This is a genomic window from Luteimonas sp. gir, from assembly GCF_037198055.1.
Lineage (GTDB): Bacteria > Pseudomonadota > Gammaproteobacteria > Xanthomonadales > Xanthomonadaceae > Luteimonas > Luteimonas citri_A.
The window spans coordinates 37,471-61,812 of sequence record NZ_JBBAXQ010000002.1; the positions used below are offsets into that span (position 1 = coordinate 37,471).

Genomic DNA, 24,342 nt, shown 5'->3' on the forward strand with positions numbered 1-24,342 from the left:
ATCTGGCACCGAACGCGTCCGTAGCGCGAGACGTGTAGCTGAGAGCTGCTCTCGATCCTTGAGATTCGGCAGGAGACGGTGCCAAGCCTGCTTGAACCATTTGCAGCAGCAGAACCGGTCGCTCCCGAGAGTTCATAAACGAAACAGGGCGCCTTTCTGCGCCCTGTTCGCGTGCATCTCAACGCAAGGCGATGGTCACGCGCCCTTGCTCTCCAGCGAATACCCGAACTGCTGCCGGAACTGCAGCGAGAACTCCTCGTAATCGAAGCGCTGGTTCTGGGTACCGGGATGCTCGACCTTCAGCGCACCCATCAGGTTGCCGATGCGGCCGATGGTCAGCCAGTCGTAGCCCTTGTCGATGCCGAACAGCAGGCCGGCGCGGAAGGCATCGCCGCAGCCGGTCGGGTCAGTCACGCGGCGCTCGTGCGCGGGCGGCACGTCGTGGCTCTGGCCCTCGGCATGGATCACCACGCCCTTGGGGCCGCGCGTGCAGATGTAGGCGCGCACCTTGCCGGCGATGACCGTCTCGTCCCAGCCGGTGCGCTCCTGCAGCAGGTTGGACTCGTAGTCGTTGACGATCACATAGTCCGCCAGCTCGATGAACTGGCGCAGCTCGTCGCCGTTGAACAGCGGCATCGCCTGGCCCGGGTCGAACACGAACGGCGTGCCGGCCTCGGCGAACTCGCGTGCGTTCTGCAGCATGCCCTCGCGGCCGTCGGGACCGACCAGGCCGATGGTCACCCCGGGCACGTCCTTCACGTGGTTCTCGTGGCTGCGCATCATCGCGCCCGGGTGGAAGGCGGTGATCTGGTTGTTGTCGTGGTCGGTGGTGATGAACGCCTGGGGCGTGAACAGCTCGGGGATCTCGCGCACATAGTCGAGCGTGATGCCCAGTTCGGTGAACCATTCGCGATAAGGGCCGAAATCCTGGCCCACGGTGCCCATCGGGATCGGATGGCCGCCGAGCAGCTTCAGGTTGTAGGCGATGTTGCCGGCGCAGCCGCCGAACTCGCGGCGCATGCGCGGCACCAGAAACGAGACGTTCAGGATGTGCACTTTGTCCGGAAGGATGTGGTTCTTGAACTGGTCCGGAAACACCATGATGGTGTCGTAGGCCAGGGAACCGCAGATCAATGCAGACATCGCGCGCAACTCGTCATCGTCGAAGGCCGGTTAGTTTACGTTAACCCGGCGCACGCCGGGCCCGATGCGGGCCGGCCAGGGGCGGCCCAGGCCGGTGGCGCCGCGGGGGCACGCTCTGCGGGAAGGGCGATCGGGCCGTCTGGACGGGCGCCCGGCGGGGCGTTCGGGGCGCCGCGGGTGACCGGCTTTTTTGCTAGGCTAGCGCGCTTGTGTCGCCCCCTCTGACGGACGCCCTTTTCCGATGTTCAAGAAGTTCCGCGGCCTGTTTTCCAACGACCTGTCCATCGACCTGGGCACCGCCAACACGCTGATCTTCGTCCGCGGCCAGGGCATCGTGCTCAATGAGCCGTCGGTCGTGGCCGTGCGCCAGGACCGGACTGCCGGCCAGAAGGTGGTCGCGGCGGTCGGCGCCGAGGCCAAGCAGATGCTGGGCCGGACGCCGGGCAACATCACCACGCATCGCCCGATGAAGGACGGCGTCATCGCCGACTTCACGTACACCGAGGAGATGCTCAAGCACTTCATCAAGAAGGTGCACAAGTCGCGCTTCCTGCGCCCCAGTCCCCGCGTGCTGATCTGCGTGCCCGCCGGCTCGACCCAGGTCGAGAAGCGTGCGATCAAGGATTCGGCGCTCGAGGCCGGTGCCCGCGAGGTGTCGCTGATCGAAGAGCCGATGGCGGCTGCGATCGGCGCCGGCATGCCGGTGACCGAGGCGCGCGGCTCGATGGTGGTCGACGTCGGCGGCGGGACCACCGAGGTCGCGGTCATCGCGCTCAACGGCATCGTCTACTCGCAGTCGGCCCGCATCGGCGGCGACCGGTTCGACGAGTCGATCATCAATTACGTGCGCCGCAACCACGGCATGCTGATCGGCGATGCGACCGCCGAGCGGATCAAGCTCGAGATCGGCTGCGCCTACCAGCAGGAGCCTGTGGTTGAGATCGAGGTCTCGGGCCGGCATCTGGCCGAGGGCGTGCCCAAGGTCATCACGATCAGCTCCAACGAGGTGCTCGATGCGCTGCGCGAGCCGCTGTCGGGCATCGTCGAAGCGGTCAAGCAGGCGCTCGAGCAGACGCCGCCCGAGCTGTGCGCCGACGTCGCCGAGCGTGGCATCGTGCTGACCGGCGGCGGCGCGCTGCTGCGCGACCTCGACCGCCTGATCAGCGAGGCCACCGGCCTGCACGTGCAGGTCGCCGAGGACCCGCTGACCTGCGTCGCGCGGGGCGGCGGCCGGGCGCTGGAATTGCTGGACCTGCACGGCAACGAGTTCTTCGCCGACTGACCGCGCGGCGCCATCGGCAGTGCTGGCGGTCGAGGAGCTGGTGTCCCGTCCTCGCTGCAGGCATGAGGGGCCCGCCCCGCCGTCCGCCCGGTCCCAGGTCGCTGGCGTCCCGTTGCCGCGGGACTGACGATCGACTCCCATCAGGACAACACGCCCGATGTCGTCTTCCAGCTCACCGGCTCCCCGATCTGGCGACGTGTCCGGCACGCTGCGGCTGCTGGCCTACCTGGCGCTGTCGTGCGTGCTGATCGTCATGGACCACCGCGGTAGCTGGCTGTCGGAGGCCAGGCACCAGGCGGCGGTCATCGTCCAGCCGCTGTGGTGGCTGGCCGGCCTGCCCTCGCGTCTGGGCACGAGCATGCGCAACGACGCGGCGACCCGCTCGCAGCTGGCCGAGGACAACCGCCGGCTGCGCAACGAACTGCTGGTACTCAACGCGCGCCAGGCCCGCTTGCGGGTCGAGGCGACCGAGAACGCCCGTCTGCGGCGCCTGCTCGGCGCGGTCGGGCAGGGCAATCTGGACGTGCAGCTGGCGCCGGTCCTCGATGTCGACCAGGATCCGACGCGGCAGCGGTTGCTGCTCGATGCGGGCACCCGCAACGGCGTGCGCACCGGACAGAGCGTCATCGACGCCGGCGGGCTGCTCGGGCAGGTCATCGCGACGACGTCCACCACTGCGACCGTGCTGCTGGTAACCGATCTCGAACATGCGGTGCCGGTGGTTGTGGCGCGGAATGGCGTGCGTCTGGTCGCCTACGGCAGCGGGCATGCCGATGCGCTGCTGCTGCGCAACGTGCCGCTGTCGGCCGATGTCCAGGTCGGCGACGCGCTGGTCACCTCGGGGCTGGGTGGCCGGTTCCCGCCGGGGTTCCCGGTCGGCACGATCGCCTCGCTCGAACCCGACGACAGCCGCGCATTCCTGATCGGCCGCCTGACACCGGCCGCGCAGTTCGACCGCGGCCGCGACGTGTTGCTGCTGCGCGACGAGGTCGTGCCGGTGACCACCGCCGACCTGGATGCGGCCGCGGCCGAGCGCGAGGCCGCAGCGCGCGCCAGGGCGGAAGCCGCCGCCGCTGCCGAGGCCGCCACAGACGGTGCGCAGACTGGCGCGGTGGACGGCGCCGCCGCGGCAACGCCGGCCGCGACCGAGCCCGCACCGCCTGTCCAGAGGCCCACACCATGATCCGCCGTCGCAAACGCTGGTTGCTGCCGGTGAGCCTGCTGGCCGCGATGCTGCTCGGCCTGCTGCCGCTGCCGACCGGCCTGCAGCCGCTGCGCCCGTTCTGGCTGGCGCTGGTGGTCGCCTACTGGGTGATCGAGGATCCCGATCGCGCGGGCCTGGGCCTGGCGTTCTCGGTCGGCCTGATCTCCGATCTCGCGTTCGGCGGCCTGCTGGGCGAGCAGGCCCTGCGGCTGGTGGTGATGAGCTTCATCCTGCAGCGTTTCCGCTCGCAGCTGCGCTTTTTCCCGGTTGCCCAGCAGGCGGCGGCGGTCGGTGGGCTGTTGCTCAACGACCGCATCGTCAGTGCCGCGATCCACGGCGCGCTGGGCCTGCCGCAGCTGCCCTGGACGTACTGGATCGCACCGCTGCTGGGCATGCTGCTGTGGGCGCCGCTGTACCTGGTCATGGACGCACTGCGCTTCGGGCGCCGGACCTGACCGCACATGGCCGGGCGCCGTCGTTCGAATGTCCGCAACAACGCCGCCGAGGCCGCGGCGTTCGCGCGTCGTGCGTTGCTGGGCTTCGTGCTGGTCGTGGCCGCGCTCGCGGTGCTCGCCGGCTGGTACTTCAAGCTGCAGGTGATCGACCATGAGGTCTACGCCAAACGCTCGGAGGCCAATCGCATCAAGCCGCGGCCGGTGGTGCCTGGCCGCGGGCTGATCTACGACCGACAAGGCCGCATCCTGGCCAGTAACGAGCAGGCCTACCGGCTCGACGTCACGCCCGAGGAGGCCGGCGACCCCCGGCAACTGGTCGCCGATCTGTCGCGCATCATCGCCCTGTCGCCCGACGACATCGCGCGCTTCGAGCGCGAGCGCAAGGCGCAGCGCGGGTTCCGGCCGGTGACGCTGAAGCTGCGCATCAGCGAGGACGAGATGGCGCGCTTCGCGATCGACCGCTGGCGCTTCCCCGGCGTGGAAGTCGTGCCCTATCTCAACCGCCACTACCCCTATGGCGACCTGTTCGCGCACGTGGTCGGCTATGTCGGCCGCACCGACGACAGCGACATCGAGCGCTATGGACAAGCGCATCTGTTGTTCCCGCAGACCGGGCGGACCGGGTTGGAGCGGTACTACGACGAGCAGTTGCGCGGCAAGATCGGCTACGAACAGGTCGAGACCAACGTGGAGGGCCGCGCGCTTCGCCGGCTCGGCCTGGTGCCGGCGACCGCGGGCACCGACCTGCGGCTGAGCATCGATGCCGAGCTGCAGCGCGCGATGGTGCTCGCCTTCGGCGGCCTGCACGGCTCGGCGGTCGCGGTCGAGCCCAAGACCGGCCAGATCCTGGGCATGGTCAGCCTGCCGAGCTTCGATCCCAACCTGTTCGTCAACGGCATCTCGCATACCGACTACCGTCGGCTGATGGACGATCCGGCGCGGCCGCTGTTCAATCGCAACGTGCTCGGCGGTGGCCCGCCGGGCTCGACGATCAAGCCCCTGGTCGCGCTCGCCGGCCTCGACAGCGGCCTGCGCACGCCCGAATACCGGGTGTTCTCCACCGGCGAGTTCTTCATCCCCGGGCAGCGGCGCGGTTACCGCGACGCCGGACGCGGTGGCGGCTGGACCGACCTGCGCGATTCGATCTCCCGGTCGGTCAACTATTACTACTACCAGCTCGCCTACGAGATGGGCATCGAGCGCTTCGACCAGTACATGACGCGCTACGGCTTCGGTCGGCCCACCGGCATCGACCTGCTGGGCGAGAACCCCGGCGTGGTGCCGTCGCCGCGCTACAAGGCCCAGCGCAGCAAGGAGCCATGGTACGCGGGCGAAACAGTCATCGCCGGCATCGGTCAGGGCTATTGGATCGCGACCGCGCTGCAGCTGGCGCGTGGCACGTCTGCGATCGCCAACGGCGGCGTGCTCAACACCTTGCACCTGGCGGCCGAGCGCCGCGACGGCTTCGATGCGCCGTGGCGGCCGATCGCGCGCCCGCCGGGCGAGCGCATCACCGATCGTCCCGACCACCTGCGCGCCGTGCAGGAGGGGATGATGAACACGATCCATGGCCGTGGATCGGCAACCGCGATGGCGCGGGGCGCGCAGTACCGCATGGCCGGCAAGACCGGGACCGCGCAGCGCGTGAGCCGCCGCGGCAATGCCAGCCTCGATCCGCGCGCGCTGCCTTACCACCTGCGCCACCAGGCCTTGTTCGTCGGCTATGCGCCGGCCGAGGATCCGACCATCGCCGTCGCGGTGACCGTCGAACATGGTGGTTACGGCGGCACAGCGGCCGCGCCGATCGCGCGCCGGATCTTCGATGCCTGGCTGCTGGGCACGATGCCCGAGGTCGAAGTGGATCCGGTGACCGGGGCCCCGGCCGCGGTCGTCGCCGCTGCGCCCGGTGCCACACCGGCACGCGAGGTCTCGTTCGAGGGCGTCGTCGACGGCGTGCGCACGGTGCCGCCGGGCGCAGTCGCCGCGCCTGCGCCTGCGCCTGCGCCTGTGCCGGCGGAGGCGCGGCGATGAAGGTGATCCTGCGCTGGTTGCTGGACCTGTGGCTGCGCTTCACGCGCACGCTCGACTGGCCGTTGCTGGCGGCGCTGGTGGCGCTGATGGGTATCGGGCTGGCGGTGCTGCACAGCGCCAGCGGCAAGAACATGGCGATGGTCGGGTCCCAGGCCGGGCGCTACGCTGTGGGTCTGGGCGCGATGTGGCTGCTGTCGCGGATTCCGGCCGTGCAGTTGCGACGCTTCACGCCGCTGGCCTATGCCGCCTCGCTGCTGCCGTTGATCGCGGTGCTGTTCTTGGGCACCGGGCGCAGCGGCCAGCACTGGCTCAACCTGGGCGTGTTCTATGTGCAGCCGGCCGAGTTGATGAAGCTCTCGCTGCCGATGATGGCGGCTTGGTGGCTGGGACAGCAGCCCACGCCGCCGCGGCTGGGTGCGATCGCGGTTGCGGCCGCGATCATCGGCCTGCCCACCGGCCTGGTGCTGCTGCAGCCCGATCTGGGCACCGCGGTCCTGGTCGCCTCGGGCGGCGCGTTCGCGCTGTACCTGGCGGGCCTGTCGTGGTGGTGGTTCGTCGGCGGCGCCACGGTCGCCGCGGTGGGCGCGCCCGCGGCCTGGTTCTGGTACCTGCAGCCCTACCAGAAGGACCGCATCCTGACCTTCCTCGATCCCGAGTCCGACCCGCTGGGCACGGGCTGGAACATCATCCAGTCGCGGATCGCCATCGGCTCGGGCGGCTTGACCGGGCAGGGCTGGGGCGACGGTTCGCAATCCCATCTCAACTACGTGCCCGAGCACACGACCGACTTCGTGTTTGCGGTGCTCAGCGAGGAGTTCGGCTGGCTCGGGGTCGTGGTCGTACTGGCGCTCTACCTGTTCGTGATCGGTCGTTGCCTGTGGATCGCCAGCCAGGCGCGCGATGGCTTCTCGCGGCTGCTGGTCGGCAGCCTGGGCCTGGCGATGTCGGTGTACGTGGTCGTCAACGGCGGCATGATCTCGGGCCTGCTGCCAGTGGTCGGGGTGCCGATGCCGCTGCTCAGTTTCGGCGGGACCGCCGCGGTGTCGCTGCTCGCCGGCTTCGGCGTGGTGATGGCGGTGCAAGCCAGCGGCCTGCGGCGACGCTGACCGCGTCACAACGATGGCGGCGGTGCAGTGTTGGCGTTGCGTGCACGCGTGCTACCCTCGCCGCCGATGAGCCGACGCCCGTTCTTCCGACTCTCCCTGGCCGCGCTGCCATTCGCATTGGCGGCCTGCGCGACGCCTGCCAATCACGCCGATGCCCAGGCCGACGACTATCGCGCGGTCACGCCGCTGGCCGAGCCCGAACGCCCGGAGGGCGCGCTGCTGCCCTCGGTGCCGCAGCCACCGGAACGGCCGGTCGCGCCGCCATCGGTCACCGATCCGGCGATCCCGCGCGCGCAGCGCGTGGAGAATTTCGTCCAGTACACGGCAACGACCTATGGGGTCGATGCGGCGCGCATCCGCAGCACGCTCGCGCAGGCCCAGGTCCAGCAGAAAATCCTCGATGCGATCAGCCGCCCTGCCGAGGCCGTGCGGCCCTGGCGCGACTACCGGCCGATCTTCATCAACCCCGCGCGCATCGATGGCGGCGTGGCGTTCTATCGCGACAACCGCGAGGCGCTCGAGCGCGTGGCCGCCGACAGTGGCGTGCCGGCCGAGTACATCGTCGCGATCATCGGCGTGGAAACCAGCTACGGCCGGGTGACCGGCAACTGGAAAGTGCTCGACGCGCTTTACACCCTGGCGTTCGATTACCCGCCGCGCGCGCCGTTCTTCGCCGGCGAACTGGCGCAGTTGTTCGCGTTGCAAAAGGCCGAGCCGCAGCTTGAGATCGGCGAGCTCAAGGGCAGCTATGCCGGCGCGATGGGCATGGGCCAGTTCATGCCGTCGAGCTACCGGCTGTGGGCCAAGGACGGTGATGGCGACGGCCGTCGCGACCTGTTGACCCACAAGCCCGACGTGTTCGCCTCGATCGCCAACTACTTCGTCGTCCACGGCTGGCAGCGCGGCGGGCCGGTGGTGGCGCGCGCGCAGCGCGCCGACGGCGCTGCCGACTTCAAGCCTGAGAACTGGGAGCCGGTGTATCCGCTGGCCGATCTTGCCGCGCGCGGCTACACGCCGCTCCCCGGCGAGCCCACCGCCGAGGGCGGCACGCTGCTGTCGCTGGACGGCGAGGCGGGCACCGAGTACTGGCTGGCCTACCGCAACTTCTACGTGATCACCCGCTACAACCGCTCGCCGATGTACTCGCTGTCGGTGCACCAGCTGGCGCAGGCGATCCGGGCGGGGGTCGGTCCGTGATCCGCTGGCTGCTGCCGGCGGCCGCCCTGCTGATGCTCGCCGGCTGCGCGGGCGCGCCCAAGAAGCCAGTGGCCGCCTCCGGCGGCGAACGGGTCGGCACGCCGGCGAGTGCCGCATCGTCTGCGCATGGCGCACGTCGGGTGTCGCCGTACGCGCCGGCGCAGGAGGATCCCAGGACCCGCGGGCACTACACCGCAGGCGGCCTTTACAAGCCCGGTGTCCCCGACAGCCTGCCCGACTACCTGCCCAACGTCGATGCGATTCCCGAGCCGGAGGTCGTCGATCTGCCGCGTTCGGAGATCGGCAACCGCAGCCCCTACCAGGTGCTCGGCAAGACCTACCGCGTGCTCGACGACCACAGCGAATTCGTCGAGACCGGCACCGCCTCGTACTACGGCGCCAAGTTCCATGGCCGGCTGACCTCCAATCGCGAGGTCTATGACATGTACGCGTTCACCGCGGCGCACAAGTCGCTGCCGCTGCCCAGCTTTGCGCGCGTAACCAACCTCGACACCGGACAGTCGGTGGTGGTGCGGGTCAACGACCGTGGCCCGTTCCACGACGGCCGCGTCGTCGACCTGAGCTATGCCGCCGCGGTCAAGATCGGCATCCATCCGGCCGGCACCGGCCGGGTCGAAGTCCGCGCGCTGAGCCCGGGCGAGAACGCACGCCACGACTACCGCGCCGTTGCACAGGCGCCCACGGCCGCACCCGCTGCCACGGTCGCTACGGCCACGCCGCGCCCGGCAGCGCCGCAGGCGACGAGCACGATCGACGCCATCGTCGAGGCCCTGCCGATCGCCAGCGCGCGTGCCGGCGAGCGCCCCGCGCCGCTGCCGCAGCCCAGCGCGGCGGACGGGCGGTTCAACATGTATCAGAACGGCAAGGTCATGACCGCCGACGATTTCGATGCCTGGCTCGCCGCGCGCGGGCTCAAGCTCGAGAACGGACGCCAGGTTCCGATCAACGGCGCCGTCGCGGCCACGACCGTGCCCGCAGCAGCGCCGGTCCCGGCCGCCGCTGCGCCGACGCCCGCGCCCACGCGTGCGGCTGCGGCTGCGGCGCCGGTGTCGGGCGGCGTCACGTTGCAGGTCGCGGCGTTCGGTGCCCGGGCCAATGCCGAACGGGCGCTCGCCACGCTGCGCGGCGCCGGCATCGGCGCAGCCCAGCTCGAGGACGGCACCGCGGCCGGCAAACCGGTCTGGCGCCTGCGCGTGGGCCCGGTCGAGGCCGCGCGTGTCGCCGAGATGACCTCGCGTGTCGCCGGGCTCGGCTTCGGTGCGCCGACCGTCGTGCGCGACTGAGTATTTCCCCATTTTCCCGCCTGCCGTCGCGGCGGGCATTCCGGAGTTCCGTTGCAGATGAAAGTGCCTGTCGTCGTTTCGCGCATGCTGCTGGCCGCCATGGCCACCGCGGTGGTCGGCCTTGCGGTCGCCCAGGACCCCGCGCCGCGGCCGACACCTGCACCGGCGCCTGCGCCGGCCTCCGCCAGCGAGGGGGGCGCTGCACTCAGCGATGCGCTGCCCACGCCGCCGCCGCCGGAGGTGACCGGCACCGCCTGGGTGCTGATGGACTATGCGACCGGTCAGGTCCTGGCTGGCGAGAATGCCGACCAGCGCGTGGAACCGGCCAGCATCACCAAAGTGATGACCAGCTACGTCATCGCCGCCGAGATGGCGGCCGGCAAGGTCAAGCCGGACGACCAGGTGCTGATGAGCGAGAACGCCTGGCGCAAGGGCGGCGCGGGCACCGACGGCAGCTATAGCGGCTTCCCGGTGAACCAGCGCGCGCCACTGCTGGACATGGAGATCGGCATGGTCGTGCAGTCGGGCAACGACGCCGCGATCGCGCTGGCCGAGCACGTGGCCGGCAGCGAGGAGGCGTTCGCCCAGCTGATGAACGCCTATGCCGAACGCATCGGCATGAAGAACACCCACTTCACCAATGCCACCGGCCTGTCCGGCCCGGAGCATTACTCGACCGCGCACGACCTGGCGATCCTGGGCCGCGCGATGGTGCGCGACTATCCCGAGGAATACGCGCACAACAAGATCAAGGAGTTCACGGTCGGGCCGATCACCCAGCACAACCGCAACCGGCTGCTGTGGCGCGATGACAGCGTGGATGGGATCAAGACCGGTCACCACTCCGGCGCCGGCTATTGCCTGATGGCCTCGGCGCTGCGCGGCGACCAGCGGCTGATCTCGGTCGTCATGGGCTCGACGAGCGAGGCCCAGCGCGCCACCGATTCGCTGGCATTGCTCAACTGGGGGTTCCGCTTCTTCGAGACCCACGCGGTCTACGACGCCCAGAAGGCGGTCTCGACGCAGAAGGTGTGGAAGGGCAAGGCCGACGAGGTGCAATTGGGCGTGGCCGAGCCGATGCTGGTCAGCATGCCGCGCGGCAAGTACGCGCAGCTCAAGCCGTCGATGGACATCCCCGAGACCCTGGTCGCACCGATCGAGAAGGGCCAGCAGATCGGCACGGTGCGCGTCGTCCTCGACGGCAAGGTCATTGCGCAGCGTCCGCTGGTCGCGCTCGAGGCAGTCGAGGAGGCCGGCTTCTTCAAGCGGTTGTGGCACGAATTCCTGATGTGGTGGAACTCCTGAGTCCACCTGTCACTGAAAAGGCCGGCAAATGCCGGCCTTTTTTTGGCTTCGAATCGGATAGAACCGGGGTCAGAGTGCAATTTCGCGACGCGAAATTGCACTCTGACCCCGGCTTTTGTTATCGCAGTCCCCGACGGGCACGACGCACTGAGGCTGAGAGTGCGCGACTTCTTCCTGGGGCGACTCCGCGCTGACCGAAGTCTGTTTGCAAACACCCGCGGCAGCGGACTGACGGCCGGTGACCGCGTCGAGCGCGCCAAGGATGGCGCGCGCCCGAGTCAGGACAGGATGTCCTGACCGAGGGGAGAGCGGTTTCCGGCCGGCGGGCTGCGGCCCGTCCGAAGAAGAAGATCCGGTCGGTCGGACGCTTGCACCGCCATCGCTTGGGTTCGGCCGCAGCAGCCCCGATAATCCGTCGATGGACATCAAATCAGATAATCCCGAGCACGGCTTCCAGTTCCCGGGCGTGTTCGAACTCACCGCGATGGGCGCTGCCGACGCCGGCCTGGAGACCGAACTGCCCCGGCTGCTCGGCGATGCCGGCGTCGCCGTGCTGCACGAGACGGTGAATACCCGCGCATCGAGCGGCGGGCGCTACGTGTCCGTGCGCCTGAGCATCCGCGCCGAGACGCGTGCCCAGTACGACGCCGCGCACGAAGCCTTGCGCGCGCATCCCGAGGTCAAGTGGACGCTGTGACCCGCCCGCAACCCAAGCGCGGAGCGTGCAGGGCGTGAATCGGCAATTGCTCTATCGCAGCGGGCAGCTGTACGAATTCACCGTGTCGGACATGCGCGCGTTGTTGCAAGACTCCCGCCAAGCCAACGCGCGACGCGGCGTCGGCGGCCTGCTGGCGCTGCGCGACGGGCTGTTCATGCAGTTGCTGGAGGGACCGGCCCCCGTGGTCGATGCCCTGTTCGCGCGGATCGCTGCCGATCCCCGGCATTGCGAAGTCCGCCTGCTGGTGCGCGCCGAGCGCGCCGCGCCGCTGCTGCCGGACTGCCCGATGGCCTGGGCCGAGGCGCCGCCCGAAGACGGCGAGGCGCTGGCGTTCGCCGAGCTCCAGACCGACCACCGCGCGCTGGCCCAACTCGAGCGGGCCGGCGACGACCCGGTTGCCAAGACCCTGTGCGCGTTCCTGGACGGGGCGTCCGTGCCGCGGGGCGGGCTGGTGCCGGCGTTCGCGGGAGGGTGGGGATGACCGACGCGTCGTCGCCGCTGCCTGCGTCCGTGCGCCGGCTCGGGCGCCAGGCCTATATCCCGGTCTGGCAGGCCATGCAGCGCTTCACCGATGCCCGCGACGCGAGCACCGACGATGAGCTGTGGGTCGTCGAGCACGACCCGGTGTTCACTCTCGGCCAGGCCGGCAAGCCCGAGCACGTACTGGCACCGGGCGACATTCCGGTCGTCCAGGTCGACCGCGGCGGACAGGTGACCTATCACGGCCCCGGCCAATTGGTGGTCTACCCGCTGCTGGATCTGCCACGGCTGAAGGTCGGCGTGCGCGAGTACGTCTGCCGGATCGAGCAGGCGGTGATCGACACGCTGGCCGACTGGAACATCGAGGCGGTGCGCCGCGAAGGCGCGCCCGGCGTCTATGTCGCCGGTGCCAAGATCGCCGCGCTCGGCATCCGCGTCCGGCGCGGTCGCACCTTTCATGGCCTTGCATTCAACGTCGCGATGGACCTCGAACCGTTCCAGCGGATCAATCCCTGCGGCTACCAGGGCCTGCAGGTGGTCTCGCTGGCCGATCTGGGCGGCAGTGCCTCGACCGACGCGGTCGCGCCGGTGTTGCTGGCGCATTTGGCGCAGCAGTTCGGCCTGGTTCTGTCGGACGCGCCGGCTCCGGCGCTTCCCGAGGCCCTGCCGCTGCCCCGCTGACACGCAGCGTCTCCTGCCTGCGGCAGACACTGCGGGGGCAGGGGCCTACAATGGCGCTCCGATCCGCGCAATGCCTTCGCCATGACCCAGACCGCCGATAAATCGATTCCGCTGCAGGTGGTGTCCGCGCCGCCGGCATCGCTGGAGACCGGCGTCAAGCAGGTGGCCGGCGACAAGATCGCCCGTTCGCCGGTGCAGTTCGCGCAGGCGCCGGTGCTGCGCAAGCCCTCGTGGATCCGCGTGCGCATCCCGTCCAACGGCGCGGTCGCTGCGCTCAAGTCGAAGCTGCGCGAGAACCGGCTGGTCACGGTCTGCGAGGAAGCCAGCTGCCCGAACATTCACGAGTGCTTCGGCCACGGCACCGCAACGTTCATGATCCTGGGCGAGGTCTGCACCCGCCGTTGCTCCTTCTGCGACGTCGCCCATGGCCGGCCCAAGCCGCCGGATGCCTCGGAGCCGCGGAACCTGGCGAACACGATCGCCGACATGGGTCTGAAGTACGTGGTGATCACCTCGGTCGACCGCGACGACCTGCGCGACGGCGGGGCCCAGCATTTCGTCGACTGCATCCGCGAAGTCCGCGCGCAGTCGCCGCACATCCGCATCGAGATCCTCACCCCCGACTTCCGCGGCAAGGGTCGCATGGAGCGCGCGCTGGAGATCCTGCGGACCGATCCGCCGGACGTGTTCAACCACAATGTGGAGACCGTGCCGGACCTGTATCGCAATGTCCGGCCCGGCGCCGACTACCAGTGGTCGCTGACCCTGCTGCAGAAGTTCAAGGCCCAGCATCCGGAGGTGTCGACCAAGTCGGGCATCATGCTCGGCCTGGGCGAGACCATGGAGCAGGTGCAGGGCACGCTGCGCGACCTGCGCGCGCACGACGTGGACATGGTCACCATCGGCCAGTATCTGCAGCCCTCCGCGCACCACCATCCCGTACTGCGTTACTGGACCCCCGACGAGTTCAAGGCGCTCGAGGATTACGGCATGGCGCTGGGGTTCAGCCACGTCGCCTCCGGCCCGCTGGTGCGCTCGTCCTACCACGCCGATCGCCAGGCGATGGAAGCCGGCGTCGCCGCCTGAGCCATGTTCGGCCCGTGTGGCCGAGCCTGACGAATGGGTGAACGCCGGGCCCCCGGCCGGGCGCCGCGTGTCCGCAACACAACGAATCGCGCGTCCGGCTTGCATCGGACATGCAACTTTCGGCACTGTCATCCCGTCTATTCACGCGACAGGCTCGACGACCTGTCCATGATTTCCCGAACCCGCAGCGCAGGACACCGAATGAAAGCTTCCCGTGTCGTTTCCGGCTCACTGATCGCCCTGGCGCTGGCGGTGCCGTTGGCGCTGATGGCCAGGCCCGACGCCATCGCCGAGGTCCCGGCGACGCCGAACGTGGACCAGGTCGCGGCGTCCAAGCTCGTCTACGGGTTGCTGTCCGACAGCCGCTACGCCTACCGGCCGCGTCCGCTCGATGCGGGCATGTCGAGCGAGATCTTCGACCGCTACTTCGAGAACCTGGATCCGGGCAAGGTCTTCTTCACCCAGCAGGACATCACGCGCTTCGAGGCGCTGCGGCCGAAGATGGGCGCGGCGGTGCGCGACGGCGACATCGCCCCGGCACTGGAGATCTTCGCGCTGTTCAAGACCCGCGTCGCCGAGCGCACCGCGCAGGCCCGCAACCTGCTGTCGCAGGATATCTTCGACTTCAGCGGCAACGACCGCTGGGAGTACGACCGCAAGGACGCTGCGTGGGCGGCCGACGGCGCCGAGCTCGACGCGCTGTGGCGGCAGTCGGTGCGCAACGACTGGCTGCGGCTGAAGCTGGCCGGCAAGCAGCCTGACGAGATCCGCAAGACGCTCGATCGGCGCTATCTCAACCAGGCGAACACGGTCGCTGCGTACAACGACGAGGACGCCTTCAGCAGCTTCCTCAACGCCTACACCGGCGTCATCGATCCGCACACCGACTACTTCAACCCGCGCGCCGCGCGTCTGTTCAACCAGAGCATGTCGCTGTCGCTCGAAGGCATCGGTGCGCAGTTGCAGAAGCAGGACGATGTGGTGGTGATCCGCGAGGTCATCGCCGGTGGCCCGGCGGCGCTGAGCAACCGCTTCAAGCCAGGCGATCGCATCGTCGGCGTCGGCCAGGGCACCAACGGGCCGATGGAGGACGTGATCGGCTGGCGCATCGACGACGTGGTCGAGAAGATCAAGGGCCCCAAGGACACCCAGGTGCGCCTGGATGTGATCCCCGCCGAGGCCACGCTCGACAGTGAGCCGGTGCGCATCACGCTCACCCGCGCCCGCGTGCGCCTGGAAGAACAGGCCGCGAAGGCCGAGACGCTGACGCTGCCAGCGATCGAGGGCGGCGTCGACAAGCGCATCGGCGTGATCAAGCTGCCGGCGTTCTATCAGGACTTCGAGGGTCGCCGCAGCCGCAACGGCGAGTACGCGTCGGCGACGCGCGATGTGGCCCGCCTGCTCGAGCAGTTCAAGCAGGAGAAGGTCGACGGCGTGGTGCTGGACCTGCGCAACAACGGCGGTGGATCGTTGAACGAGGCGGTCGAACTGACCGGTCTGTTCATCGACCAGGGCCCGGTGGTGCAGGTGCGCGAGTCGGGCGGCCGTGTCGGCGTGCAGGCCGATCGCGATCCCGGCGTCGCCTGGGACGGCCCGCTGGCGGTGTTGATCAACCGCGGTTCGGCCTCGGCCTCGGAAATCGTCGCCGGTGCCATCCAGGACTACGGGCGGGGCCTGATCATCGGCGAGACCACGTTCGGCAAGGGCACGGTGCAGAACCTGGTCGATCTGGACCGGTGGCCGGCTAACGAGAACAAGCGCTACGGGCAGGTCAAGCTGACGATCGCGCAGTTCTTCCTGCCGGGTGGCAGCAGCACCCAGAACAAGGGTGTCGAGCCGGACATCCACTTCCCGGTGACGGTGGATGCCACCGAGTTCGGCGAGAGCACCTACGACAACGCCCTGCCGTGGTCGCGCATCGCCGCCGTGCCGCACACCCAGTACGGCAACTTCGGCGAACTGCTGCCGCAGCTCGAGCAGCTCCACGACACCCGCGTCGCCACCGACAAGGAATTCCAGTGGTGGGCCGAGGACATCGCCGAGTTCCGGGCCGAGCGCGAGAAGAAGTGGGTCTCGCTCAACGAGGCCGAGCGGCGCGCCGAGCGCGATCGCCAGACCGCCAAGCGCGCGCAGCGCCAGGAAGAGCGCAAGGCGCTGGGCCTGGAGCTCGATCCGCTGGCCGAGGACTCCGACGACGATGGCCTGCAGGCGAGCGAGCGTGCGATCGCGCAGCAGGCCCGTCTGGAGAAGGCGGCCGAGGAGCGTCCGGACCCGCTGCTGCGCGAGGCCTCGGCGATCCTGGCCGATGCCGTGCGGCTGCTCAACAACGACCGCAAGCTCTCGGCCTCGGTGCTGCCCGAATCGACCGGCCCTGGCCGCTGGGCGCGCTGAGCCACGCTCGCAGCCGGTTCCAGAAAGCCGCCGCGCCCTGTCGCGGCGGTTTTTTTTGCTCCGGCGCTGGCAGCGGGTTGCCCGTGCGAAACGACGCCGCGATGAAGAACGCGTCCCACGACGCGTGCATTGGCGCGTAAGCCGCGACAGGCGGATGCCTGTCGCCATCGGTGCAGCGGCACAGGTTCAGTGAGCGGGCGCTGCCGGTGCGTGGAGGTTGGCATCACGCCGTGCAACACCGCCATTCCAGCCATGCAACAGGCGCCAGGCGTAGAATCTGCGGCCCGCTGATGCGGGCCTGCCCCCTTTTTCGGAACTGCCCCCATGAGCAACGCGTCCAGTGCGCGTCCGGCGTCGGTATTGGCTATCGGCCTGGCGTTGACGGCCGTCTATGTGGTTTGGGGCTCGACCTATCTGGCGATCCGCTTCGCACTCGAAGGTGGCTATCCGCCGCTGCTGATGGCCGGTACGCGCTTCATTGCCGCAGGTGCGCTGATGTACGCCGTGCTGCGCCTGCGCGGTGTGCCCGCGCCCACGCGCGCCCAGTGGCCGAACGTGATCGCGATGGGCGTGCTGCTGCTGGGATTGGGCAATGGCATGGTCTGCATCGCCGAGCAGAGCGTGTCGTCGGGCCTGGCCGCAGTCGCGGTGGCGTCGGTGCCGATCTGGGTGGCACTGTTCTCGGTCATGCGCGGCGAGCGGCCCGGCCCCATCGAATGGGCGGGCCTGGCGATCGGCTTCGTCGGCGTGCTGTGGCTCAACGCCGGCAGTTCGCTGACCTCGACGCCTGCCGGCCTGGTCGCGCTGCTGATCGCGCCGCTGGCCTGGGCCTTCGGTTCGGTCTGGAGCCGCGGCCGCGACCTGCCGTCACCGTTCATGGCCGCCGCCGCGCAGATGCTCGCGGGCGGCGTGCTGATTCTTGCGACCGGTCTGCTGCTGGGCGAACGGCTGGACGTGCCCCCGACGCCCAAAGGCCATCTCGCGCTCGCGTATCTGGCATCGTTCGGCTCGATCGTCGGCTTCACCGCCTACGTGTGGCTGCTGCACAACGTCCGCCCGACGCTGGCCAGCAGCTACGCCTACGTCAATCCGGCGATCGCCGTGGTGCTCGGCGCTTGGCTGGCCGCCGAGCGGTTCACCGCGCACGACCTGGGCGCGATGGCGGTGATCCTGGCGGCGGTCGTGGCGATCACGCTGGGCCGCGCGCGCAAGGCACCTGTTCCTGCCGCGGCCGGAGACGAGGCATGAACGACGCCGTGCAGGCCCGTCGCGGCACCTGGATCGCCGCTGCGGCCTTCGTGATCTGGGGGCTGATGCCGATGTACTGGCATCTGCTGCGCGAGGTGCCGTCGCTGCAGATCGTGCTGCACCGGGCGATCTGGTGCGCGATCCTCGTGGCCGCCTGGCTGACACTGCGCCACGGGCGCGGTTGGCTGCGCGAGACCATCGCCCAGCCGCGCCTGGCCGGCATGCTGGCGCTATCGGGTGTGTTGATCGCCGGCAACTGGAGCCTGTACGTGTGGGCGGTCAACAGCGGCCACGTGGTCGAGGCGAGCCTGGGCTACTTCATCAACCCGTTGCTCAACGTGGTCATCGGCGTGCTGTTCCTGCGCGAACGGCTGTCGCGGCCGCAGTGGATCGCCGTGGTGCTGGCGGCCTGCGGTGTGCTGTGGCTGACCTTCAACTACGGCAGCTTTCCGTGGATCGCGCTGTGCTTGGCCGGCTCGTTCGCGCTGTACGGCCTGATCCGCAAGTTCGCGGCAGTCGAGGCGGTCAAGGGCCTGGGGGTGGAGAACCTGTTCGTATTCGGGCCGGCGCTGCTCGCGCTGGTCTGGCTGGAACTGCGTGGCGGGGCCGGCTTCTTCTCGCTGCGCTGGGGCGGCCTCACCGATGTGCTGCTGGTGATGGGCGGCGCGCTGACCGCGATCCCGCTGATCTGCTTCGCCTATGCGGTGCGGCGCGTGCCGCTGACGGTGGTCGGGCTGATGCAGTACATCGGCCCGACGCTGCAACTGCTGCTGGGGGTGTTCTTCTTCGGCGAGCCGTTCGGCGCTGACCGCGCTGCCGGGTTCGCCTTCATCTGGGCGGGATTGGCGGTGTTCGCGGTCGACGGTTACCTGCAGGCGCGTCGCCGCATCGTTGCGCAACAGGCCTGACTGCGCGGGGCCAGGCTTGCGTCCGGCGTCCGAGGCGCGACCTCTGGCACAGTGACGCGATGTCCTGTTCCGATACGACTGCAGTCACGGGCCCTGCCGCCGTTCCTCGCAAAACGGCCGGCCATGCCGTCGTCGTGCTCGCCGCCGGTGGCAGCACGCGGCTGGGCTTTCCCAAGCAACTGTTGCGGCGTGCGGGCGAGCCGCTGGTCGCCCGTGCGGTGCGGCTCGCGGCGGACACAGCGCCCGATCGGCTGGTGGTGATGCTGGGCGGGCATCGCGATGCGGTCGCCGCCGCCCTGACGTCCGCACCCGGCGAGCGCTGCGACGTGCCCGCGTGGCGCACGGGGATTGCCGCAAGCCTCGCCGCCGCGGCGCGCGCGCTGCAGGGGCATGCCGGGCCGGTGCTGGTGGTTGCTGTCGATCAGCCGGCGCTCGAGGCGACACATCTGCGCGCGTTGCTCGATGGCGCGGCGATGGCACCGTCGGGCTGCGCGGCAACGCTGCACGGCGATCGTCCGGGCATTCCGGCGGTGCTGTCGCCGGTGTTGTTCGCGCAGGCGCAAGCGCTGCACGGCGATCGGGGCTTCGGCGGGCTGCTCGCGGCACTGCCGCAGCCCGCACTGTTCCGGCTGGAGGCGCCGGCGCTGCAACGCGATCTCGATACGGCCGAGGCCGTCCGGCGGGCGCAGGCCGATGGCCTGTTGGATCGCGACAGCTGAAGGCCGCGCCGGCCGCGCGACGCAGCTAGCGCATCACCGCGAGCCACAGCACGCCGGCGCTGCCGACAACCGCCACCGCGATCGCGGCCTGACGCCAGCGCGCCGCGCGTCGGCGATAGCGCGCGACGCGTTCGGCGTTGAGCGCATTGGCACGCTGGATCCACGGCGCGGTCTCGCGCTCGGCGCGGGCATAGATGGCCTCGGCGCGGTTGGGGGCGGCCTCGGCCTGCAGCGCCGCGTCCTCATAACGTTCGAACGCGCGGGCCTGCAGCGCCTGGATCTCGCGCTGCAGGTCCGCGTTCGACAGCGTGGCCGGGTCGCCGCCGCTCATCCGGCGCGCAGCGCGGTGGTTACCGGCAACTGCGCCGCGCGCACCGCCGGGAACAACCCGCCGACGAAGCCGATCGCCAACGCCCACTTCAGCCCGCCCCACAACAGCGCAGGCGTGACCCGGAACTCGAAGGTCATCTGACCGACGCCGCCGGCGAGCGTCGAGGCGCCGTAGCCGTCGAACAACAGCCACGCGATTGCGCCGCCGAGCAGTCCGCCCAGCAAGGCCAGCAACATCGTTTCGAGCATGACCGCGACCACGACCGGCAGGCCGCGGAAGCCGATCGCGCGCAGCGTCGCGATCTCGCGCGCCCGCGCCGCGACCGTGGCGAACATCGTGTTGAGCGCGCCGAACACCGCGCCGACCGCCATGATCGAGCCCACCACGATGCCGATGACGCGCAGCACCTTGGACATGCCCTCCGACTGCTTGGCGAAGTAGTCCAGTGTGGTGCTGACCTCGACCTGGGTGCGCGGATCGGCATCGAGGCCGGCCTTGAAGGCGGCGAAGGCGCCCGGATCGGTCAGCCGCGCAGTGATCGATGCACGCGTCGAACCGCGGCGGTAGGTAGTGGCGACGACCTCGGCATCGGCCCAGATCTCCGAGTCGGTCGCATCGCCCGCCTCGAACGCGCCGACCACCTGCCAGATGTCGCTGCCCAGTCGGACCGACTGCCCCGGATCGAGCCCGGCGAACTGCTTGCGCGCGCCCTTGCCGACCACCAACTCGCGCTTGCCGGTCTCGAACATCCGGCCCTCGACGATCCGCAGCTTCGGCCGCACCTGGAAGGCCATGTCGCCGACGCCGCGGAACTGCACGCTGCCGTCCTCGTCGGGCCCGCCGCCGCGCAGCGGCAGCGTCGCGGCGACGACCAGTTCGGGCGAGGCCAGCGGCCGACCGTCGGCGCTGCGGGCGATCTGCGGTGCCTGCACGACCGTGCTGATCGTCGCGCGGTCGAGCGTGGACATCACCTCGGCGACCGAGCCGCCGCGCAGCACGATCGCATTGGTGGCATCGCCGGTGCCGCCGACGGTCTGCCGGTAGCCCTCGGCCATCGACAACAGCGCGACCAGGACGGCGACCACGCCGGCGATCCCGATCACCACGACCGACGAGGCGCCCAGTCGCTGGCCGAGCGTGCTGATGCCGACCTGGCTGACCAACGCCGCCTGACGCCCGCCGTGGCTGAGCATCATCCACAGCGCAACCGCGAGCGCGGCGGCGAGCAGCACGTACCACGGCGCAAGAATCCAGACGACAAGCGCGACGACCAGGGCCGCGACCAGAGCGGCGTTCTGCAAAAGGGTTTTGAGCAACGGATGCATGGCGGTCTCCTCAGCGGCCCGCGAGGGCATCGACGATGTTCAGGCGCATCGCGCGCAGCGCCGGCAGCGCGCCGACGACCAGGCCGATCGCGGCCATCAGGCCCAGCCCCAGCAGCCAGCTGCGCCATTCGATCCCCGGCAGGCGGATCATGTCGCCGGCCACGAGGTTGAGCACCGCGCTGGCCGCCGCCGCCAGGCCCAGGCCGAGCACGCCGCCAAAGATCACCAGCACCATCGATTCGGCCAGCACCAGCATCAGCACACTGGGGCTGGAAAAGCCGATGGTCTTGAGCACCGCCAGTTCCGAGGTGCGTTCGCGCACCGCCTGCGCCATCGTGTTGCCGGTCAGCAGCAACAGGGTGAAGAACACCGCGCCCATGATCGCGCTGACGATCATGCCGATGTCGGCCATCTGCTTGAGCTGGGAGGCGATCGCCGCGCCTTCGGTCATCGTGCGGGTTTCGTGGGGCGAGTTGGCCGACAGCGCATCGATCGCCTTGGCCGCGCGATCGGCCCGGCGCACGTCCGATACCCGGCTGACGTACCAGCCCACCTCGTTGTCCACGTACGGCGTGGACTCGGCGTAGTAGTCGTAGTGCATCAGCAGCATCTGGTCGTTGAAGCCGCCCTGCTTGCCGCCGCGATTGCGCAGCACGCCGACGATGTCGAACGACCAGTTCATCGAGCCGTCGCTGTTGGGGAAGATCGACGACTGCAGCGGGATGCGGTCGCCGACCTTCCAGTCGAAGCGCTGCATCAGCTTCTCGCCGACCAGGATGCCGGTGCGCGTGCTCGCGAATGCGTCGCGCTCGGCCTGTGCGACCTCGATTTCCGGGTACAGATCGAGGTAGTTGGGCGCGACCGCGAAGCTGAAGATCTGGTTGCGCGGCCCCTGGTAGGTGCCGCCGAACCAGCTGGCATAGGTGACCGCCTCGATGTTGTCGACCAGTTCGATGCGCTTGCCCAGGGCCTTGGGCAGTGTCTCGATGAACGACAGCCGCGATGCGGTCTGCAGGCGCTGCGCGCCGTCGGCGTTCTTGCCCAGCTGCGCGAACGCCACCCGGATGCCGTCGAGCAGGCCGAACAACAGGAAGGCGGCGACGATCGACGCCACGGTGAGCGCGGTGCGGGTCTTGCGGCGCATCAGCGCGGCCCAGACCAGATGCAGGTATTTCATGGGATGTCCTGCCGGTGGAGTTCAGGAATTCGGTGATGGCTTCGCACCTTCCCCCGCTAGCGGGGGAAGGCCGGGATGGGGGCGAGGGATCGGATCGCGGTGAAGTGCGGCCCGCACAATGCGTGCGGGTGTTCTTCATCGAACTGATCGTTTGCCCCCTCCCAACCCTCTCTCTGCACGCGGGGGAGGGCGCAGACGCTCAGGCCGCTGCCGCGTGCTCGCCGACCAGCGTGCCCTTGTCCAGATGCAGCGTGTGGCTGGCGTACTCGGCGGCCTTCGGGTCGTGGGTGACCATGACGATGGTCTTGCCGTGTTCGCGGTTGAGGGTCTGCAGCAGGCCCAGGATGTCCTCGGCCGATTGCCGGTCGAGATCGCCGGTGGGCTCGTCGCAGATCAGCAGCGTCGGGTCGGAGACGATCGCGCGCGCGATCGCCACGCGCTGCTGCTGACCGCCCGACAGTTCGTTGGGCTTGTGCGAGGTGCGATCCGACAGCCCGACCAGGGTCAACGCGATCTGCGCATTGCGCTTGCGCTGCGCGCCCGAGAGCTTGGTCAGCAGCAGCGGCAGCTCGACGTTCTTCTGCGCGGTCAGCGCCGGCATCAGGTTGTAGAACTGGAACACGTAGCCGACGTTGCGGCTGCGCCAGCTCGACAGTTGTCCGCCGCCCATGCGGTCGATGCGCTCGCCGTTGACGGCGATCTCGCCGCCGGTGGGCGTGTCGAGTCCGCCGATCAGATTCAGCAGCGTGGTCTTGCCCGAACCCGAAGGGCCCATCAGCGCGACGAAATCGCCTTCGGCGATATCGAGATCGACGCCGTGCAGCACCTCGACCCGCTCGGGTCCGCGCTGGTAGGACTTGGTGAGATTGCGGATCGACACCAGTGCCATCGTCATTCCCCTTTCGTGATCTGGACCTGCGGTGCTGCGCAGTGGGCGCAGCGTGTTGTGACCGATCGCGCCATTCGCGCAAGTGCGCGTTGCAGTGGATCAGTCCTTGACTCGGACGCGGTTGCCGTCGGCGAGTGCATCGGGCGCATTGACCACCAGCACATCGCCGGGCGCTACCCCGGATGCGATCTCGACATTGCCGCCGATGCGCTGGCCCAATTCAACGGTGCGCTGGCGCACGACGTCGCCGTCGACCACGAACACCACCTGCGCACCATCGCGCTCGGCCAGCACGGTTGCCGGCACACGCGACAGCCGCGGCGCGTCGGCGTCCTGGGCCGGGCGTGCCTGTTCGAGGAAGCTCACCGTCGCGCCCATGTCCGGCACGATGCGCGCGTCCTTGGCGTCGAGCGCGATACGCACCTTCACCGTCGCCTTGCCGCGGTCGGCGGTCGGCACGATCGCGATCACGCTGCCGGGGATCTTCCAGTCGGGATAGGCGTTGAGCGTGGTCTCGACGGGCATGCCCGGCGACACTCGGCCGATGTAGGACTCGCCGACATCGACTTCGACCTCGAGCGAGTCCATGTCGACGATGGTGCCGATACCGGTACGGGTGAAGCCGCCGCCGGCCGACAGCGGCGACACGATTTCGCCCGGCTGCGCGGCCTTGGCGATGACCACGCCGGCGAACGGTGCGCGGACCAGGGTGTCGTCGACACCGATCGTGGAGATCCGCAACTGCTCGTCGGCGACGTTGGCGTTGCGGCGCGCGGTGGCCAGTTGCGCACGCAGCGCGTCGCGCTGGGCGACCGCCTGTTCGTACTGCGCCTTGGACACCAATTGCTGGCCGACCAGCGCCTGCAGGCGCTCGGCATTGGCGGCGGCCTCGGTCAGCTGCGCCTGCACGCCGGCGACCTGGCTGCGCGCGGCCTCGAGCTGCGCGGCCGACAGATCGCGCCGGGCATCGGCGTCGATCGGATCGAGGGTGGCGAGGATCTCGTCGGCCTGCACGTGCTGGCCTTCCTCGATCCGCACTTCGCGCACGCGGCCGGTGATCTTGGCCGAGACGGTCGCCATCCGGCGGGCGACGACGTAGCCGCTGGCATCGAGCACCGAGCCGCCGGCGCTACCCGGGGCGCTCGGCGCGGCCACCACCGTGGTCTCGACCTCGATCGCGCGCGGCGCCAGCAGCCAGGCTGCGAGCAGCAGGACCATCGCGACCACGGCTGCGATGCCGAGGCCGATCCACAGGCGGCGACGCGACGGCGGCGGCGGGGCGCTGCGGTCGATACGGAGTTCCTTGAGCAGGTCTGCGTTCGTGTTCATCGAAGCCTGGACGGGAGAACTGCGGCCAGTGTG

At 69.6% G+C, this 24,342-nt stretch carries 21 protein-coding genes and 1 pseudogene; 16 read left to right on the top strand and 6 right to left on the bottom strand.

The features are described from left to right. Window positions 1-195: 195 nt before the first annotated feature. Window positions 196-1,143, bottom strand: coding sequence for a carbohydrate kinase family protein (locus tag WAF18_RS03885; RefSeq protein WP_337243974.1), 948 nt, complete (start codon window positions 1,141-1,143; stop codon window positions 196-198). Window positions 1,144-1,384: 241 nt separating this feature from the next. On the opposite strand from WAF18_RS03885, the gene WAF18_RS03890 reads away from it, so the two are divergent. The 16 genes and pseudogenes from WAF18_RS03890 to WAF18_RS03965 all read left to right on the top strand — a co-directional run bounded on the left by WAF18_RS03890 (window position 1,385) and on the right by WAF18_RS03965 (window position 19,258). Next, complete coding sequence (locus WAF18_RS03890; protein WP_183427806.1) at window positions 1,385-2,425, top strand: rod shape-determining protein; 1,041 nt, start codon at window positions 1,385-1,387, stop codon at window positions 2,423-2,425. Window positions 2,426-2,582: 157 nt separating this feature from the next. After that, window positions 2,583-3,407 (top strand): annotated as a pseudogene (mreC, locus tag WAF18_RS03895) (rod shape-determining protein MreC); the annotation flags it as partial. A gap of 197 nt (window positions 3,408-3,604) precedes the next feature. Beyond that, window positions 3,605-4,084, top strand: coding sequence for a rod shape-determining protein MreD (mreD, locus tag WAF18_RS03900; RefSeq protein ID WP_337243975.1), 480 nt, complete (start codon window positions 3,605-3,607; stop codon window positions 4,082-4,084). A gap of 6 nt (window positions 4,085-4,090) precedes the next feature. Beyond that, window positions 4,091-6,115 (top strand): penicillin-binding protein 2, encoded by a 2,025-nt coding sequence (gene mrdA, locus WAF18_RS03905; RefSeq protein WP_337243976.1) that lies wholly within the window; start codon window positions 4,091-4,093, stop codon window positions 6,113-6,115. Then, window positions 6,112-7,221: a rod shape-determining protein RodA gene (rodA, locus tag WAF18_RS03910; protein ID WP_337243977.1), complete on the top strand. Its 1,110-nt coding sequence runs from the start codon at window positions 6,112-6,114 to the stop codon at window positions 7,219-7,221. Before mrdA ends, rodA begins: the two co-directional genes overlap by 4 nt. Before the next feature lie 66 nt (window positions 7,222-7,287). Beyond that, the gene (gene mltB / locus WAF18_RS03915) at window positions 7,288-8,418 is read left to right on the top strand and encodes a lytic murein transglycosylase B (RefSeq protein ID WP_337243978.1); all 1,131 of its coding nucleotides are present in this window, start codon (window positions 7,288-7,290) and stop codon (window positions 8,416-8,418) included. A gap of 32 nt (window positions 8,419-8,450) precedes the next feature. Next, entirely contained in the window at window positions 8,451-9,722 is a 1,272-nt protein-coding gene (locus WAF18_RS03920; protein ID WP_337244365.1) for a septal ring lytic transglycosylase RlpA family protein, read from the top strand. An 84-nt stretch (window positions 9,723-9,806) separates the two neighbouring features. Then, complete coding sequence (locus tag WAF18_RS03925) at window positions 9,807-11,027, top strand: D-alanyl-D-alanine carboxypeptidase family protein (RefSeq protein ID WP_337244366.1); 1,221 nt, start codon at window positions 9,807-9,809, stop codon at window positions 11,025-11,027. Between the two features lie 418 nt (window positions 11,028-11,445). Further along, entirely contained in the window at window positions 11,446-11,724 is a 279-nt protein-coding gene (locus WAF18_RS03930) for a DUF493 family protein (RefSeq protein ID WP_183427812.1), read from the top strand. Between the two features lie 34 nt (window positions 11,725-11,758). Then, window positions 11,759-12,226 (top strand): BLUF domain-containing protein, encoded by a 468-nt coding sequence (locus tag WAF18_RS03935; protein WP_337243979.1) that lies wholly within the window; start codon window positions 11,759-11,761, stop codon window positions 12,224-12,226. Beyond that, window positions 12,223-12,906, top strand: coding sequence for a lipoyl(octanoyl) transferase LipB (gene lipB, locus WAF18_RS03940; RefSeq protein ID WP_337243980.1), 684 nt, complete (start codon window positions 12,223-12,225; stop codon window positions 12,904-12,906). Before WAF18_RS03935 ends, lipB begins: the two co-directional genes overlap by 4 nt. Before the next feature lie 81 nt (window positions 12,907-12,987). Next, entirely contained in the window at window positions 12,988-13,992 is a 1,005-nt protein-coding gene (gene lipA / locus WAF18_RS03945) for a lipoyl synthase (protein WP_241945200.1), read from the top strand. A 201-nt stretch (window positions 13,993-14,193) separates the two neighbouring features. Continuing rightward, the gene (locus WAF18_RS03950; protein ID WP_337243981.1) at window positions 14,194-16,383 is read left to right on the top strand and encodes a carboxy terminal-processing peptidase; all 2,190 of its coding nucleotides are present in this window, start codon (window positions 14,194-14,196) and stop codon (window positions 16,381-16,383) included. Between the two features lie 324 nt (window positions 16,384-16,707). Continuing rightward, window positions 16,708-17,631, top strand: a complete 924-nt coding sequence (gene yedA / locus WAF18_RS03955; RefSeq protein WP_337243982.1) for a drug/metabolite exporter YedA — start codon at window positions 16,708-16,710, stop codon at window positions 17,629-17,631. Further along, on the top strand, window positions 17,628-18,539 hold the full coding sequence (rarD, locus tag WAF18_RS03960; protein WP_337243983.1) for an EamA family transporter RarD: 912 nt from the start codon (window positions 17,628-17,630) through the stop codon (window positions 18,537-18,539). The genes yedA and rarD overlap by 4 nt, the downstream gene beginning before the upstream one ends. Window positions 18,540-18,598: 59 nt before the next feature. After that, window positions 18,599-19,258 carry an NTP transferase domain-containing protein gene (locus WAF18_RS03965; RefSeq protein ID WP_337243984.1) on the top strand — a complete coding sequence of 220 codons (660 nt, stop codon included), beginning with the start codon at window positions 18,599-18,601 and terminating at the stop codon, window positions 19,256-19,258. Window positions 19,259-19,283: 25 nt separating this feature from the next. Here the strand turns inward: WAF18_RS03965 and WAF18_RS03970 are convergent, their stop codons facing one another. The 5 genes from WAF18_RS03970 to WAF18_RS03990 all read right to left on the bottom strand — a co-directional run bounded on the left by WAF18_RS03970 (window position 19,284) and on the right by WAF18_RS03990 (window position 24,309). Next, the gene (locus WAF18_RS03970) at window positions 19,284-19,589 is read right to left on the bottom strand and encodes a hypothetical protein (RefSeq protein ID WP_337243985.1); all 306 of its coding nucleotides are present in this window, start codon (window positions 19,587-19,589) and stop codon (window positions 19,284-19,286) included. Next, entirely contained in the window at window positions 19,586-20,914 is a 1,329-nt protein-coding gene (locus WAF18_RS03975) for an ABC transporter permease (protein ID WP_337243986.1), read from the bottom strand. The genes WAF18_RS03970 and WAF18_RS03975 overlap by 4 nt, the downstream gene beginning before the upstream one ends. Before the next feature lie 10 nt (window positions 20,915-20,924). Next, entirely contained in the window at window positions 20,925-22,091 is a 1,167-nt protein-coding gene (locus tag WAF18_RS03980) for an FtsX-like permease family protein (RefSeq protein WP_337243987.1), read from the bottom strand. A 199-nt stretch (window positions 22,092-22,290) separates the two neighbouring features. Beyond that, a complete protein-coding gene (locus tag WAF18_RS03985) occupies window positions 22,291-22,986 on the bottom strand; it encodes an ABC transporter ATP-binding protein (RefSeq protein ID WP_337243988.1) in 696 nt (231 codons plus the stop codon). Window positions 22,987-23,079: 93 nt separating this feature from the next. Then, complete coding sequence (locus WAF18_RS03990) at window positions 23,080-24,309, bottom strand: efflux RND transporter periplasmic adaptor subunit (protein ID WP_337243989.1); 1,230 nt, start codon at window positions 24,307-24,309, stop codon at window positions 23,080-23,082. Window positions 24,310-24,342 lie beyond the last annotated feature (33 nt).

Bases quoted from the DNA above. Each gene is read 5' to 3' on its own strand.
- WAF18_RS03885 (WP_337243974.1), bottom strand. From the start codon at position 1,143: ATGTCTGCATTGATCTGCGGTTCCCTGGCCTACGACACCATCATGGTG.
- WAF18_RS03890 (WP_183427806.1), top strand. From the start codon at position 1,385: ATGTTCAAGAAGTTCCGCGGCCTGTTTTCCAACGACCTGTCCATCGAC.
- mreD (WP_337243975.1), top strand. From the start codon at position 3,605: ATGATCCGCCGTCGCAAACGCTGGTTGCTGCCGGTGAGCCTGCTGGCC.
- mrdA (WP_337243976.1), top strand. From the start codon at position 4,091: ATGGCCGGGCGCCGTCGTTCGAATGTCCGCAACAACGCCGCCGAGGCC.
- rodA (WP_337243977.1), top strand. From the start codon at position 6,112: ATGAAGGTGATCCTGCGCTGGTTGCTGGACCTGTGGCTGCGCTTCACG.
- mltB (WP_337243978.1), top strand. From the start codon at position 7,288: ATGAGCCGACGCCCGTTCTTCCGACTCTCCCTGGCCGCGCTGCCATTC.
- WAF18_RS03920 (WP_337244365.1), top strand. From the start codon at position 8,451: ATGCTCGCCGGCTGCGCGGGCGCGCCCAAGAAGCCAGTGGCCGCCTCC.
- WAF18_RS03925 (WP_337244366.1), top strand. From the start codon at position 9,807: ATGCTGCTGGCCGCCATGGCCACCGCGGTGGTCGGCCTTGCGGTCGCC.
- WAF18_RS03930 (WP_183427812.1), top strand. From the start codon at position 11,446: ATGGACATCAAATCAGATAATCCCGAGCACGGCTTCCAGTTCCCGGGC.
- lipB (WP_337243980.1), top strand. From the start codon at position 12,223: ATGACCGACGCGTCGTCGCCGCTGCCTGCGTCCGTGCGCCGGCTCGGG.
- lipA (WP_241945200.1), top strand. From the start codon at position 12,988: ATGACCCAGACCGCCGATAAATCGATTCCGCTGCAGGTGGTGTCCGCG.
- WAF18_RS03950 (WP_337243981.1), top strand. From the start codon at position 14,194: ATGAAAGCTTCCCGTGTCGTTTCCGGCTCACTGATCGCCCTGGCGCTG.
- yedA (WP_337243982.1), top strand. From the start codon at position 16,708: ATGAGCAACGCGTCCAGTGCGCGTCCGGCGTCGGTATTGGCTATCGGC.
- rarD (WP_337243983.1), top strand. From the start codon at position 17,628: ATGAACGACGCCGTGCAGGCCCGTCGCGGCACCTGGATCGCCGCTGCG.
- WAF18_RS03965 (WP_337243984.1), top strand. From the start codon at position 18,599: ATGTCCTGTTCCGATACGACTGCAGTCACGGGCCCTGCCGCCGTTCCT.
- WAF18_RS03970 (WP_337243985.1), bottom strand. From the start codon at position 19,589: ATGAGCGGCGGCGACCCGGCCACGCTGTCGAACGCGGACCTGCAGCGC.
- WAF18_RS03975 (WP_337243986.1), bottom strand. From the start codon at position 20,914: ATGCATCCGTTGCTCAAAACCCTTTTGCAGAACGCCGCTCTGGTCGCG.
- WAF18_RS03980 (WP_337243987.1), bottom strand. From the start codon at position 22,091: ATGAAATACCTGCATCTGGTCTGGGCCGCGCTGATGCGCCGCAAGACC.
- WAF18_RS03985 (WP_337243988.1), bottom strand. From the start codon at position 22,986: ATGACGATGGCACTGGTGTCGATCCGCAATCTCACCAAGTCCTACCAG.
- WAF18_RS03990 (WP_337243989.1), bottom strand. From the start codon at position 24,309: ATGAACACGAACGCAGACCTGCTCAAGGAACTCCGTATCGACCGCAGC.